Source organism: Cellulomonas sp., from assembly GCF_015234515.1.
In the GTDB taxonomy this organism is placed as follows: domain Bacteria; phylum Actinomycetota; class Actinomycetes; order Actinomycetales; family Cellulomonadaceae; genus Cellulomonas.
In genome coordinates, this window is sequence record NZ_JADGMY010000023.1 from 494,366 (window position 1) to 507,223 (window position 12,858).

The following is a 12,858-nucleotide window of genomic DNA, read 5'->3' on the forward strand; positions in this document are numbered from 1 at the left end:
GTGACTGGATTGCACTGTCACGCCTGAGGGGGAGGGGGTGCGGGTGGGGTGACTGGATTGCACTGTCACGCCTGAGGGGGAGGGGGTGCGGGAGGGGGTGGGGGTCGGGGTGCTGGTGAGGAGGGTGCCGGCGATGGCGCGGGCGACCGGGTGCTCCGAGAGGTGCTCGACGGCCGCGGCGAGGCGGTGCACCTCGGCCGCGTCCTCACCGGCGGCGGGCACGACGTCGACGAGCGCCATGCGCCCGGCCGTGACCGTGCCGGTCTTGTCGAGCACGACGGTGTCGACGCGCCGGGTCTCCTCGAGGATCTCCGGGCCCTTGATGAGGATGCCGAGCTGGGCACCGCGTCCCGTGCCGACGAGCAGCGCGGTGGGCGTCGCCAGACCCAGTGCGCAGGGGCACGCGATGATCAGCACCGCGACGGCCGCCGTGAACGCGGCCTGCACGCCGCCGCCCGTCGCGAGCCACACGACGAGCGTCCCGAGCGCGATGACCAGCACCACGGGCACGAAGACCGCGGAGATCCGGTCGGCGAGCCGCTGCACCGGCGCCTTGCCGGTCTGCGCGCGGGCGACGAGGCGGCCGATCTGCGCCAGGCGCGTCTCCTCGCCGACGCGCGACGCGCGCACGACGAGGTGCCCGGCGGTGTTCAGCGTCGCACCCGTGACCTCGTCGCCGGGCCCGACGTCCACGGGGACGGGCTCGCCGGTCAGCAGCGAGGTGTCGACGGCGCTGGTGCCGGACACCACGACCCCGTCGGTGGCGATCTTCTCGCCCGGCCGCACGGCGAACTCGTCGCCGACCGCGAGCCGGTCCACGGGCACGCGCCGCTCGACGCGTCGCCCGTCGGGTCCCGTCACCAGCAGGGCGACGTCCTTCGCGCCCAGGTCGAGCAGGGCGCGCAGCGCGTCACCGGCGCGGCGGCGTGAGCGGTGCTCGGCGTACCGGCCGGCCAGCAGGAACGTCGTGACGACGGCCGCGACCTCGAAGTACAGCTCCGGCATGGCCGTGCCGTGGCCGGCGCCCGCGGCGGGGAAGAGCGTCGGCGTCATGCGCATCCCGAGCTCGCCCGCACCGCCCAGCAGCAGCGCCCACAGCGACCAGGCGGTCGCCGCGACGACGCCGATCGACACGAGCGTGTCCATGGTCGACGCGCCGTGCCGTGCCGCGCGGTACGCGGCCCGGTGGAACGGCCACGCCGCCCACGTCGCGACCGGCAGCGCGAGCGCCGCGACGAGCCACTGCCAGCCGCGGAACTGCGTCGCCGGGACCATGCTCAGCACGAGCACCGGCACCGTGAGCACCGCCGCGACGCGCAGGCGGCGCCGCAGGTCGGCGCCGCGCGTGTCGTCGGGCGCCGACGTGTCGTCGGAGGGGTCGTGCTCCATGCCGGCGTGCTGCATGCCGGACAGCGCGTGGGTGAGGTCGTCGTGCGCGTCATGGGAGGCGCCGTGCGACGCACCGTGCGCGACCGGGTGGTCACCGGCGCCGTCGTGCGCGTCGTGCGCATCGGGTGCCGACGCTCCCGGGCGGGTGAGCGGGCGCGCGTCGTACCCGGCGGCCTGCACGGCCGCGACCAGCGCCTCGACGGTCGGCGCAGGTGCGTCGTCCGTGGCGGTCAGGTCGACGTGCGCGGTCTCGAGCGCGAGGTTCACGGTCGCCTGTGCACCGGGCACGCGGTTGAGCCGCTTCTCGACGCGCGCGACGCACGAGGCGCACGTCATGCCCTCGATGGCCAGGTCGATGCCCGCGGCGGCCACGCCGTCCGGGGCCCGCCGGGTCGCCTCGGCGCTCACAGCAGCGACCTCTCGGGTGTCACGGCGTACCCCGCCTCGGCGACGGCGGCCGCGACGGCGTCGGCGTCCATCGCGGCGTCCGACGTGACGGTGACGGGCGACGAGCCGCCCGTCACGAGCTCCACGGCGACGTCCGTGACGCCGGGCAGCGCGGACAGCTCCTCGGTCACGGCGTTCACGCAGTGGCCGCAGGTCATGCCGTCGACGCGGAAGGTGGTGGTGCTCATGGGGGTGCTCCTTCGGTTCTCGGTGGTCCGGTGCGGCGGGGGCCCGCGCGGTGTGCGGCGGGCGGCCGGTGCGACCGGGAGGGGTGGGGGCGGCTCTCCTGGTGGGGGTGGGAGCCGCCCGGTTCAGCTCCGGACGAGTCGGGCGATCGCGGCCGACGCCTCGCGGACCTTCTCGGCGCCCGCCTCGGGGGACTGGCGGGCCGCGTCGACGACGCAGTGCCCCAGGTGGTCCTCCACGAGGCCGATGCCCACGGCCTGCAGGGCCTTGGTGACGGCGGCGATCTGGGTGAGGACGTCGATGCAGTACACGTCCTCGTCGACCATGCGCGCGATGCCGCGGACCTGGCCCTCGACGCGGCGCAGCCGACGCAGGTACTCGTCCTTGGCGGGGGTGTAGCCGTGAACGGGTGCGTCGTCGTGCGTCACGGGGTCGTCGACGGCGGGGTGCGAGGGTGCTGGCGTCACGCTCATCCGAACAAGGTACCCCCAGGGGGTATTCCGACGCTCACCCGGGCGCGGGTGCCCGCCTGCGCCTCGCAGCACGTGCGGCAGGGGAGAATCGGCGCATGCGTGTCTCGGCGAAGGCGGACTATGCGGTGCGGGCGTGCGCCGAGCTGGCGAGCAGGCCGGGGGGCGAGTCGGTCCCGAGCGACGTGCTGGCCGCCGGCCAGGGCATCCCGACCAGCTTCCTCGAGCGGATCATGGGGGACCTGCGGCGCGGCGGTGTCGTGACGAGCGTGCGGGGGCGCTCCGGCGGGTACCTGCTGGCGCGCGGGGCGGACGAGATCACGGTGGCCGACGTGATCCGCGCGGTCGACGGGCCGCTGGTGACCGTCCGGGACGTGCGGCCGCCCGGGCTCACGTACGAGGGCTCCGCGACCGCGCTGCTCGAGGTGTGGGTGGCACTGCGGGCGTCGGTGCGCGACGTGCTCGACGTGGTCACGCTCGCCGACGTGGTGGCGCGCGACCTCCCGGAGTCGGTGCACGTCCTGGCGGCGCGCGAGGACGCGTGGGAGAACCCGTGACGGTCGCGGCGGTCACCGTCTGAGTCGTGGGACGACGTCTCACGATACGAAAGGGTCTTGTAACCCGAGCAGTCAGGTCGGAATTATCGGAGTGCGGATGAACGTCCGCGTCCGTTCATCCCGATCCGATCGCCCGGCCACCGTGCCGGGCCGCCCCCGAGGTGGTCCCCGTGCCCACGATCGTCCTGCTCGCACTCGTCGGCCTCGCCGCGCAGCTCGTCGACGGGAGCCTGGGCATGGCCTACGGCGTGACCTCGACGACGCTGCTGCTGGCGATCGGGACCAACCCCGCCGCCGCGTCGGCCACCGTCCACCTCGCCGAGATCGGCACGACGCTCGCGTCGGGCGCCGCCCACTGGAAGTTCGGCAACGTCGACTGGAAGGTCGTGCTGCGCATCGGCGTGCCCGGCGCCATCGGTGCGTTCGCCGGTGCGACGTTCCTCGCGAACCTCTCGACCGACGCCGCCAAGCCCGTCATGTCGCTGATCCTGCTGGCGCTCGGCGTGTACCTGCTGGTCCGGTTCACCCTCAAGGGTCTGCGCACCGACCGGCAGAACCTCCCGCTGCGCAAGCGGTTCCTCGCCCCGCTGGGCCTGGTCGCCGGCTTCGTCGACGCGACCGGTGGGGGCGGCTGGGGCCCGGTCGGCACCCCCGCGCTGCTGGCCAGCGGCCGCCTCGAGCCCCGCAAGGTCGTCGGCTCGATCGACACGTCCGAGTTCCTCGTCGCGATCGCCGCGAGCCTGGGCTTCCTGTTCGCGCTCGGTTCGCAGGGCGTCAACTTCACGTGGGTCCTGGCCCTGCTCATCGGCGGGCTCATCGCCGCGCCCATCGCGGCGTGGCTCGTCCGCAAGGTCCCGGGCCGTGTGCTCGGCTCCGCGGTCGGCGGCGTGATCGTCCTGACCAACACCCGCACGATCCTGCGCTCCGACTGGGTGGGCGTCGGTGACACCCCGACCGAGGGCCTCGTGCTCGGTGCCATCGCGCTGGTCTGGGTCGCGGCCGTCACGTGGTCGGTCCGCGCCTACCGCCAGGACCTCGCCGCGGGTCGCGGTGACGTCGCCGCCGTGGGCCACGGCCCGTCGACGCCCGGCGGCGCGCCGGACGACGAGCCGGAGCTCGTGGCCGCCGTCGACGAGCGACCGACCCGCTGAGCCACGTCGCGGGACGACGAACGGCGGGCCACCCGTACCGGGTGGCCCGCCGTCGTGTCGTCAGCTGCCCGTCACCGCGGTCCGGTCACTCGGGCGCCCGGGCCTCCGCCGCGGCCTGCGCCGCCGTCGGCAGCGCCTCGATGACGCGGTCCAGCACGGTCTCGTCGTGCGCGGCGCTGACGAACCACGCCTCGAACGGCGACGGGGGCGCGAGCACGCCCGCGTCGAGCAGCGCGTGGAAGAACGGCCCGTACCGCCAGTGCTCCGAGGCCTGGACGCCCGCGTAGTCGCGCGCACCCTCCGCCGCGGCCTGCTCACCGAACACGACGCTGAACAGGCTGCCCGCCCACTGCAGCGCGTGCGGCACCCCCGCCTCGGCGAGTGCACCGGTGACCGCACGGCGCAGGTGCACCGCCGCCGCGTCGACCCGCGCGTACACCTCGGCGTCGGCGAGGCGCAGCGTCGCCAGGCCCGCGGCCGTGGCCACCGGGTTCCCCGACAGCGTGCCGGCCTGGTAGACGGGCCCGACCGGTGCGAGCTGCTCCATGATGTCCGCGCGCCCGGCGACCGCGGCGACGGGCAGGCCGCCGCCGATGACCTTGCCGAACGTCAGCAGGTCCGGCGCCCACTGCTCCGACGCGCCCTCCAGCCCCCACCAGCCGGCGCGACCGACGCGGAAGCCCGTGAGCACCTCGTCCTGGATCAGCACGGCGTCGTGGTGCTGCGTGATGCGGCGCAGCTCGCGGTTGAAGCCCGGCAGCGGCGGCACGACGCCCATGTTGGCCGGCGCTGCCTCGGTGATCACGGCGGCGATCGACGAGCCGTGCTCGTCGAACGCGGCCTGCAGCGCGGCGACGTCGTTGTAGGGGACGACGATGGTCTCGGCGGCGACGGCCGCGGTGACGCCCGCCGACCCGGGCAGCGCGAGCGTCGCGATGCCGGAGCCCGCCTCGGCGAGCAGCGAGTCGGAGTGCCCGTGGTAGCAACCGGCGAACTTCACGATCTTGTCGCGACCCGTCCAGGCGCGGGCCAGCCGCAGGGCCGTCATCACGGCCTCGGTGCCGGTCGACACCAGGCGCACGCGCTCGGCCACCGGGACGCGGTCGCGGATCTCGTCGACGAGCTCGACCTCGGTCGTCGTCGGCGCACCGAAGCCCAGCCCGCGTGCGGCCGCCTGCTGCACCGCCTCGACGACCTGCGGGTGCGCGTGCCCGAGCAGCGCGGGGCCCCACGACCCGACCAGGTCGACGTAGTCGCGACCCTCGACGTCGCGCACGTACGCTCCGAGCGCCGACTCCAGGAACCGCGGCGTGCCGCCGACCGAGCGGTACGCCCGCACGGGTGAGTTGACGCCGCCGGGGATCACGGCGGTCGCGTGGGCGAAGGCCTCCACGCTCGTGGCCGTCCAGGCCAACGCGTTCCCCGGTGCGACGGTGTCGTCCTCCACCTGTGTCATCACTGCTCCTCCGCGAGCCAACCGGCCAGCTCCGTCGCCCAGTACGTCAGGATGGCATCGGCACCGGCGCGACGGATGCTGAGCACCGACTCGGTGACTGCACTCCGACGGCCGATCCACCCCCGCGCGGACGCCGCCTCGATCATGGCGTACTCGCCGGACACCTGGTACGCCCAGACGGGCACGGTTGAGGACGCGGCCACGTCGGCGAGCACGTCGAGGTACGACATCGCGGGCTTCACCATGACGACGTCGGCGCCCTCGGCCACGTCGATCGCGACCTCGCGTGCGGCCTCGCGGCGGTTGGCCGGGTCCATCTGGTAGGTGCGGCGGTCGCCGTCGAGCTGCGACTCCACGGCCTCACGGAACGGGCCGTAGAACGCCGACGCGTACTTGGCGGCGTACGCCAGGACGGCGACCTCGTGGTGGCCGGCGGCGTCGAGCGCATCCCGCACGACCCCCGTCTGGCCGTCCATCATGCCGCTGAGCCCCACGAGGTGCGCCCCGGCCTCGGCCTGGGCGACGGCCATCGCCGCGTACCGCTCGAGGGTCGCGTCGTTGTCGACCACGCCGTCGGCGGTGAGCACGCCGCAGTGCCCGTGGTCGGTGAACTCGTCGAGGCACAGGTCGGCCTGCACGACGAGTGCGTCGCCGACCTCCGCGACGACGTCCGCGAGCGCGACGTTGAGGATGCCGTCCGGGTCCGTGGCGCCGGACCCGACCGCGTCGCGGTGCACCGGAACGCCGAACAGCATGATGCCGCCGATGCCGGCCGCGGCCGCGCGCGCGGCCTCCTGGCGCAGCGAGTCGCGGGTGTGCTGCACGACGCCCGGCATCGACGTCAGCGGGCGCGGTGCGTCGAGCCCCTCACGCACGAAGACCGGCAGCACGAGGTCCGCGGGGTGCAGGCGGGTCTGGGCGGCCAGGCGGCGCATCGCGGGGGTGCGGCGCAGACGCCGGGGGCGGATGCGGCCGGGCGTGGGGACGGTCACGGGGAGTCCTCCGTGGTGGTGGGGGGCGTGCCGGGGGTGGCGCCCGTGCGGGCGACGTGGATCGCCAGTGCGTCGACGAGCCCGGCGAGGGTCTGGCGGTCGGCGACCGCGTCGACCCGCAGGCCCAGGCGGTCGGCCTCGGCCTGCGTGCTGGGTCCGATGACGACGACGCGCGTCGCCGGGGGCGGAGGGCCCAGGTGGTCGAGCAGCGCGCGCACGGTGCTCGCGGACGTGAGCAGGGCCGCGTGGACGTCGCCGCCGGCCCAGGCGTGGGCGACCTGCGGGTCGGGGGGCCCGGCGGGGACCGTGCGGTAGACGACCAGGTCGTCTACGGCCCAGCCCGCGGCCGTGAGCCCGTCGGCGAGCGTGGTGGCGGCGAGGTCGCCGCGGGGGAACAGCGTGCGCGGGCCGGCCGCGCCCGTCGCGACGAGGGCGGCGACGAGGTCCACGGCCGTCGAGCGCACGGGTGGCACGACGTCCACGCGGACGCCGAGCGCCTCGAGTGCGCGCGCCGTGCCCGGACCGACGGCCGCGACCCGCACGTCCGCGCGGCCCAGGAGGGCGGCGAGCCCGTCGTCGTGCGTCGCGGCGCGCTCGGCCAGGACGGCCACGGCCGCCTGGCTGGTCACCGTGAGCCACTCGTACCAGCCGGACCCCAGGGCGAGCAGGGCGTCGTCGAGCGGCGTGAGGTCGTCGAGCGGGACGGTCCGGACCAGCGGCACGACGACCGGCTCGGCACCCGCGGCGACCAGCGCCATCGCGGCGGGGCTCACCGCGCCCCCGCCACCCCCCCAGCCGCGAGAGTGCGATCCAGCCACCCCCTCCTGCGCGTGAGAGTGCGATCCAGCCACCCCCTCCTGCGCGTGAGAGTGCGATCCAGCCACCCCCTCCTGCGCGTGAGAGTGCGATCCAGCCACCGCCGGGGCGCCGTCGGGGTGACTGGATTGCACTCTCACGGCCAGGTTTGTGGGTGGGGGGGTGGGTGGAGCGGGGTCGAGGGGAGGGCGGGGGACCAGGACGCGCCACCCCGTCAGCGGGCCCGTGGGTACGGGGGCGTCACCGGTCACGGGCGCGGTCCCAGGGGGGCGAGGTCGGCGGCACCGGCGGCGAGCAGGTCCTCGGCGAGGCGGGAGCCGAGGGCGTCGGCCTCCCCGTCGTCACCGGCGGGTCCGCGTGCGGCGAGGCGCAGCACGCGGGAGCCGTCCACGGCCGCGACCACGGCGTCGAGAGCGAGCGTCCCGGTCGCCTCGTCGAGCCGCCCCCACGCGCCGATGGGTGCCGCGCACCCGGCCTCCAGCCGGGCGAGCACGGCGCGCTCGGCGACGACGGCCCGGCGCGTGGGGCCGTGGTCGAGCGCGCGCAGCGCGTCGGCGAGCGGGGTGTCGGCGTCCGCGTCGCCGGTGCGGACCTCGACCGCCAGCGCACCCTGGCCGGGTGCCGGCGCGAGGACGTCGGGCTCGAACCACTCGCTGACGGCGTCGAGCCGGCCCAGCCGGCCCAGGCCCGCGGCCGCGAGCACCACGGCGTCGAGGTCGCCGCGCGGGGCGTCGGTCGCGACCCCGGGGTGCGGGGCGTCCGCGCCCACGTGCGGCCCGTCGGCGAGCGTCGTCGGGTCGAGCCCGCGGACGCGGCCCAGGCGGGTGCCGACGTTGCCGCGGATGTCCACGACGTCGAGGTCGGGGCGCAGCGCCCGCAGCTGCGCGGCCCGGCGGGGTGACCCCGTGCCGACGCGGGCGCCGGGCGGCAGGGTCGCGAGCGTCAGCCGGTCGCGGGCGCACAGGGCGTCGCGTGCGTCCGCGCGGGGCGGCACGGCCGCGACGACCAGGCCGTCGGCCGGGCCGGTCGGCAGGTCCTTGAGCGAGTGGACCGCGACGTCGCAGCGGCCGTCGAGCAGGGCGTCCCGCAGCGCGGTGACGAAGACCCCGGTGCCGCCGAGGGTCGCCAGGGACGCGCGGACCCGGTCGCCCTCGGTGCGCACGCGCACGGTCTCGACGGCCACGTCGGCGAGCGCTGCCAGCGCGTCGGCGACGTGGCCGGTCTGGGTGAGGGCCAGGGCGCTCGCGCGCGTGCCGATACGCACCTGCTGAGGCATGCGTCCAGTGTCGTGCCCGAGTCCGCGGATGTCGAAACCGGCCGCCGCGTCCGGGATCATCGCAGGTGACGGCGAAATGCACGCCGGGCATCGATGTGACGTATTGTCAGAATGACCATCACCGCGCTGCAGGAATGTGACGCACGTCATTCCGGCGGCAATTCTGACGCCTCGTCATCTCGATGTCGAGCGCGAGGTCGGCGCCACCGGTCAGGACGGCTCGGCCCTGCTGTCGGCGAGCAGGGCCGTCACTGCCGCCCGGGCGTCGGGGACGACCGAGGCCAGCCCGTTGCCCGCGGCCCACGCCCCGCACACCGCGACCCCGGGCATCGGGTCGACGGCCTGCCGCACCGCCGCCACGGCTGCCCGGTGGGCAGCGCTCGGCCGCGGCAGCGACTGCGTCCACCGCACGACCGCGGACCCGCGCAGCACGTCACGCCCCAGCGGCACCCCGAGCAGCGTCGCGGCGTCCCGCAGCGCGAGCTCCAGGAACTCGTCACCCGTCGGCAGGGCGTCCGGGACCGGCTCACCGCCCGCGCGCCCGTAGGACAGCCGCACGACGTGCCGCCCGGGTCCCGCGGCCTGCGCGACCCAGCGCCACTTCGCGCTCGCGTGCGTCAGGGCCTTCGCGCGCACGTCGACGGCACCGGGCCCCACGAGGACGCCCGTGCCCCGCGGGGCGGCGTCCAGGGCGGGCTCGTCCAGCACCAGCGTGACGAGCGTGACCGGCGCGCCGTCGTCGAGCTGCACGTCCCGCAGGTCCGCGCCGTCGAGCCCGTCGAGCAGGCCCGCGGCACCCGGCGCGGCCACGACCAGCCGCTGCGTGCGCAGGTCGCGCGACGGGCGCGGGGGATCGTGGACGTCCTGCGTGCCGAGCGCGAGGGTGCCGTCCGCCGTCCGTGTCACCGACTCCGCGCGCGTGCGGGTCAGCAGCACGCCGCCGTGCGCGGTGATGTCGGCGACGAGCGCGTCGACCAGCCGGTGCACACCGCCCGCGACGCCCTCGACGGCGGTGCCGGCGGGCGCCGACGCGCGCAGCCGGCGCACCGCACGGGCGAGCGACCCTCCGCTCGCAGCCAGCGCCTCACGCAGCCCGGGTGCCGCCGCCTCGACGGCGAGGTCGTCGGGGTCTGCCGCGTGCACGCCGCCCACCACGGGGTGCACCAGCCGCGTCACGACGGCGTCGCCCATGCGCGCGCGGACCAGGGCGCCCAGCGTCGGCGCGTCGGTGCCCACGCGCGCCGGCAGCACGAGGTCCAGCGCGGCCCGCAGCGCGCCCGCGGTGCCCAGGGTGCGCCGCACGTCCGGGGCCAGCGGGTAGGCCGGCACCCCGAGCAGCCCGGTGCGGGGCAGGGGGCCGTCACCGCTGGTCAGGTGCGCCCAGGCACCACGCGGCTCGGGAGCCACGACGTCCTCGGCCATGCCCAGCTCGGTCAGCAGCGCGGCCACCGAGCCGTTGCGCGTCGCGTAGGACTCGGCGCCCGCGTCGAGCCGCAGCCCGGCGACGTCGTGCCCGCGGACCGCGCCGCCCGGGGCGTCGCGCTCGTCGAGGACGAGTGTCCGCAGGCCCGCGCGCGCCAGCTCCCGGGCGGCGACGAGCCCCGCGACGCCCGCCCCGACGACGACCGCCTCCCACCCGGGCGAGCCGGAGTCCGGCCCGCCGAGCCCCGGCGCGGCGTCCCCGCTCACAGCGAGTGGACGAGCTGCACGAGCCGCGTCAGCACGGTCGGGTCCGTGTCGGGGGGAACGCCGTGGCCCAGGTTGACGACGTGCCCGGGCGCCGCCGCGCCGCGTCGCGCGACGTCGCGGACGTGCGCCTCGAGGACGTCCCACGGGGCGGACAGCAGCGCCGGGTCGACGTTGCCCTGCAGCGGCGTGCCGCCACCGAGGCGCGCGGACGCCTCGTCGAGCGGCACGCGGTAGTCGACGCCCATGACGTCGGCGCCCGCGTCGCGCATCGCGACGAGCAGTTCGCCCGTCGCGACGCCGAAGTGCACGGTGCGCACACCGAGCGCACGGGCCTGTGCCAGCACGCGGGCCGACGCGGGCACGCAGTGCGCCGCGTAGTCCGCGAGCGACAGCGCACCGGCCCACGAGTCGAAGAGCTGCGCGGCGCTCGCGCCGGCCGTGACCTGCGCCGCGAGGAACGCGCCGGTCACCTCCGCGGTCCAGTCCATGAGCGCCGACCACGCGGCGGGGTCGGCGTGCATGAGCCGGCGCGCGGCGAGGTGGTCGCGCGACGGCCCGCCCTCGACCAGGTACGCGGCCAGCGTGAACGGGGCTCCCGCGAACCCGACGAGCGGGGTGCTGCCCAGCTGCGCGACGGTGCGCTCCACGCCGGCGGCGACGGGCGCGAGGCGGGCGGTGTCCAGCGGGCCCAGGTCCCGGAGCCGCGCGACGTCGTCGAGGGTGCGCACGGGCGACGCGATCACGGGGCCCGTGCCGGGCACGATCTCGACGTCGACGCCCACGAGCGTGAGCGGCACGACGATGTCCGAGAAGAACACGGCCGCGTCCACACCGTGGCGACGCACCGGCTGCAGAGTGATCTCGGAGGCCAGGTCCGGGTCCAGGCACGCGTCGAGCATCGCGGTGCCCGCGCGCGACGCGCGGTACTCGGGGAGCGAACGTCCGGCCTGCCGCATGAACCAGACCGGCAGGCGGTCGGGACGCGTGCCGGAATAGGCGGTCACGAGCGCGGAATCGCCGGTGCGGCCGTCAAGGAGCGGATGGTGTGGGGGAAGACTCACACCTGGGATTGTGCCGGACATTTCTGGGGATGATTCAATCGGGTCCCGTGGTGCTCCTGTCTCTCGTCGCGAGCCACCACTCCCTCGACCTGACCGTGCTGGAACGTCTGCAGTCGGACGTCCACGCAGTGGGCAGGGAGCTCGTCGCCGCGACGAACGCCGTGACCGGTGCCGTCGTCCTCGCGACGTGCAACCGGTTCGAGCTGTACCTGGATGTCGACGACACGGCCCACACCCCGCGCGCCCGCCGGGCCGTCGCCGAGGCCGTCGCGGCCCGCTCCGGCTACAGCCCCGAGGACGTCGCCGAGCACCTGCACCCCCTCGTCGGCGCCGACGCCAGCGAGCACCTGTTCGCCGTCGCCTCGGGGCTCGAGTCGATGGTGGTGGGGGAGCGGGAGATCGCCGGGCAGGTGCGACGCGCCCTGACCACCGCGCGCCGCGACGGCACGACGACGTCGACGCTCGAGGCGCTGTTCCAGGCCGCGTCCCGGGCGTCGCGTGCGGTCGAGAAGTCGACAGGGCTCGGCTCGACCGGCCGCTCGGTGGTCGGCGTCGCGCTCGACCTCGCGTCGCGCACGCTGCCGCAGGTCGACGGCGGCGCGGACTGGGCGTCGGTGCGGTGCGTGCTCGTCGGGACGGGCTCGTACGCCGGCGCGAGCCTCGCGGCCCTCAAGGCGCGGGGCGTCCGCGACGTGCGCGTGTTCTCGCCGAGTGGGCGGGCCGGGCCGTTCGCGTCGGCGCGGGGCGTCAGGGCGCTGCCCGCGGGTGCGGACCTGCTCGCGGAGGTCGCGTGCACGGACCTCGTCGTCGCCTGCTCCGGCGCCGCCGGGGCGGTGCTGGGCGTCGAGGCGCTCGCCGCCGCGCGTCGCGGGGTGCCGCAGCCGCTGACGGTCGTCGACCTCGCGCTGCGGCACGACGTCGACCCCGACGTCCGATCGCTGCCGGGCGTCGCGCTGGTCTCGCTGCAGTCCGTGGCGGAGCACGCGCCGGCCGAGCACGCCGCGCTGGGTCACGCGCGCGAGGTGGTGCTGCGCGCGGCCGAGGACTTCGAGGGCGACCGGCGGGTGCGCGAGTGGGACCCCGCGGTCGTCGCCGAGCGGACCCGGGTGCTCGGTGGTCTCGAGGTGGCGCTGGACGCCCTGCCGCCGGCGGACCGGGACGAGACGCTGGCCCGGTCGTTGCGGCGACGCACGCGGGCCGTGCTGCACGGGCCGACGGTGGCGGCCCGCGCCGCGGCGCGGGACGGGGACGCCGCGGGCTACGCCCGGGCGCTCGCGGAGATGGCCGCGATCGAGGTCCCGGACGTCGGCCGCGCCCTGGCCTGAGGTCGTCCCGGGCGTCGCCGTCTCGACGCGCGCGCCGGCCGGG

The 12,858-nt window shown here is 76.4% G+C and carries 12 protein-coding genes; 3 read left to right on the forward strand and 9 right to left on the reverse strand.

Annotation, left to right across the window (positions count from 1 at the left end; translation table 11 throughout):
- The 3 genes from IR158_RS11225 to IR158_RS11235 all read right to left on the reverse strand — a co-directional run.
- Positions 1 to 1,797: cation-translocating P-type ATPase (locus IR158_RS11225; RefSeq protein WP_291812987.1), on the reverse strand; the 1,797-nt coding region annotated here is incomplete at its 3' end.
- Positions 1,794 to 2,024 (reverse strand): heavy-metal-associated domain-containing protein, encoded by a 231-nt coding sequence (locus IR158_RS11230; protein ID WP_291812988.1) that lies wholly within the window; start codon positions 2,022 to 2,024, stop codon positions 1,794 to 1,796. The genes IR158_RS11225 and IR158_RS11230, both read right to left, overlap by 4 nt.
- Before the next feature lie 123 nt (positions 2,025 to 2,147).
- Entirely contained in the window at positions 2,148 to 2,495 is a 348-nt protein-coding gene (locus IR158_RS11235; protein WP_291812991.1) for a metal-sensitive transcriptional regulator, read from the reverse strand.
- A 95-nt stretch (positions 2,496 to 2,590) separates the two neighbouring features.
- On the opposite strand from IR158_RS11235, the gene IR158_RS11240 reads away from it, so the two are divergent.
- Both IR158_RS11240 and IR158_RS11245 read left to right on the forward strand, forming a co-directional pair.
- Positions 2,591 to 3,049 carry an Rrf2 family transcriptional regulator gene (locus tag IR158_RS11240; protein ID WP_291812993.1) on the forward strand — a complete coding sequence of 153 codons (459 nt, stop codon included), beginning with the start codon at positions 2,591 to 2,593 and terminating at the stop codon, positions 3,047 to 3,049.
- Between the two features lie 170 nt (positions 3,050 to 3,219).
- Positions 3,220 to 4,200 carry a sulfite exporter TauE/SafE family protein gene (locus tag IR158_RS11245; RefSeq protein ID WP_291812995.1) on the forward strand — a complete coding sequence of 327 codons (981 nt, stop codon included), beginning with the start codon at positions 3,220 to 3,222 and terminating at the stop codon, positions 4,198 to 4,200.
- 85 nt (positions 4,201 to 4,285) lie between these two features.
- Here IR158_RS11245 and hemL read toward each other — a convergent pair whose 3' ends face one another.
- From hemL to hemE, 6 genes are all read right to left on the reverse strand, one after another.
- Positions 4,286 to 5,656: a glutamate-1-semialdehyde 2,1-aminomutase gene (hemL, locus tag IR158_RS11250; RefSeq protein ID WP_291812997.1), complete on the reverse strand. Its 1,371-nt coding sequence runs from the start codon at positions 5,654 to 5,656 to the stop codon at positions 4,286 to 4,288.
- Positions 5,656 to 6,648: a porphobilinogen synthase gene (gene hemB / locus IR158_RS11255; RefSeq protein WP_291812999.1), complete on the reverse strand. Its 993-nt coding sequence runs from the start codon at positions 6,646 to 6,648 to the stop codon at positions 5,656 to 5,658. Before hemB ends, hemL begins: the two co-directional genes overlap by 1 nt.
- Positions 6,645 to 7,421, reverse strand: a complete 777-nt coding sequence (locus tag IR158_RS11260) for a uroporphyrinogen-III synthase (protein ID WP_291813001.1) — start codon at positions 7,419 to 7,421, stop codon at positions 6,645 to 6,647. The genes hemB and IR158_RS11260 overlap by 4 nt, the downstream gene beginning before the upstream one ends.
- Before the next feature lie 290 nt (positions 7,422 to 7,711).
- Positions 7,712 to 8,740, reverse strand: coding sequence for a hydroxymethylbilane synthase (hemC, locus tag IR158_RS11265; RefSeq protein WP_291813003.1), 1,029 nt, complete (start codon positions 8,738 to 8,740; stop codon positions 7,712 to 7,714).
- 210 nt (positions 8,741 to 8,950) lie between these two features.
- On the reverse strand, positions 8,951 to 10,429 hold the full coding sequence (locus tag IR158_RS11270; RefSeq protein WP_291813005.1) for an FAD-dependent oxidoreductase: 1,479 nt from the start codon (positions 10,427 to 10,429) through the stop codon (positions 8,951 to 8,953).
- Positions 10,426 to 11,511, reverse strand: a complete 1,086-nt coding sequence (gene hemE, locus IR158_RS11275; RefSeq protein ID WP_291813008.1) for a uroporphyrinogen decarboxylase — start codon at positions 11,509 to 11,511, stop codon at positions 10,426 to 10,428. The genes IR158_RS11270 and hemE overlap by 4 nt, the downstream gene beginning before the upstream one ends.
- Before the next feature lie 26 nt (positions 11,512 to 11,537).
- Here hemE and IR158_RS11280 point away from each other — a divergent pair, with 26 nt between their 5' ends.
- Positions 11,538 to 12,815 (forward strand): glutamyl-tRNA reductase, encoded by a 1,278-nt coding sequence (locus tag IR158_RS11280; RefSeq protein ID WP_291813010.1) that lies wholly within the window; start codon positions 11,538 to 11,540, stop codon positions 12,813 to 12,815.
- Positions 12,816 to 12,858: the final 43 nt, after the last annotated feature.

Bases quoted from the DNA above. Each gene is read 5' to 3' on its own strand.
- IR158_RS11240 (WP_291812993.1), top strand. From the start codon at position 2,591: ATGCGTGTCTCGGCGAAGGCGGACTATGCGGTGCGGGCGTGCGCCGAG.
- hemC (WP_291813003.1), bottom strand. From the start codon at position 8,740: ATGCCTCAGCAGGTGCGTATCGGCACGCGCGCGAGCGCCCTGGCCCTC.
- IR158_RS11235 (WP_291812991.1), bottom strand. From the start codon at position 2,495: ATGAGCGTGACGCCAGCACCCTCGCACCCCGCCGTCGACGACCCCGTG.
- IR158_RS11230 (WP_291812988.1), bottom strand. From the start codon at position 2,024: ATGAGCACCACCACCTTCCGCGTCGACGGCATGACCTGCGGCCACTGC.
- hemL (WP_291812997.1), bottom strand. From the start codon at position 5,656: ATGACACAGGTGGAGGACGACACCGTCGCACCGGGGAACGCGTTGGCC.
- hemE (WP_291813008.1), bottom strand. From the start codon at position 11,511: ATGTCCGGCACAATCCCAGGTGTGAGTCTTCCCCCACACCATCCGCTC.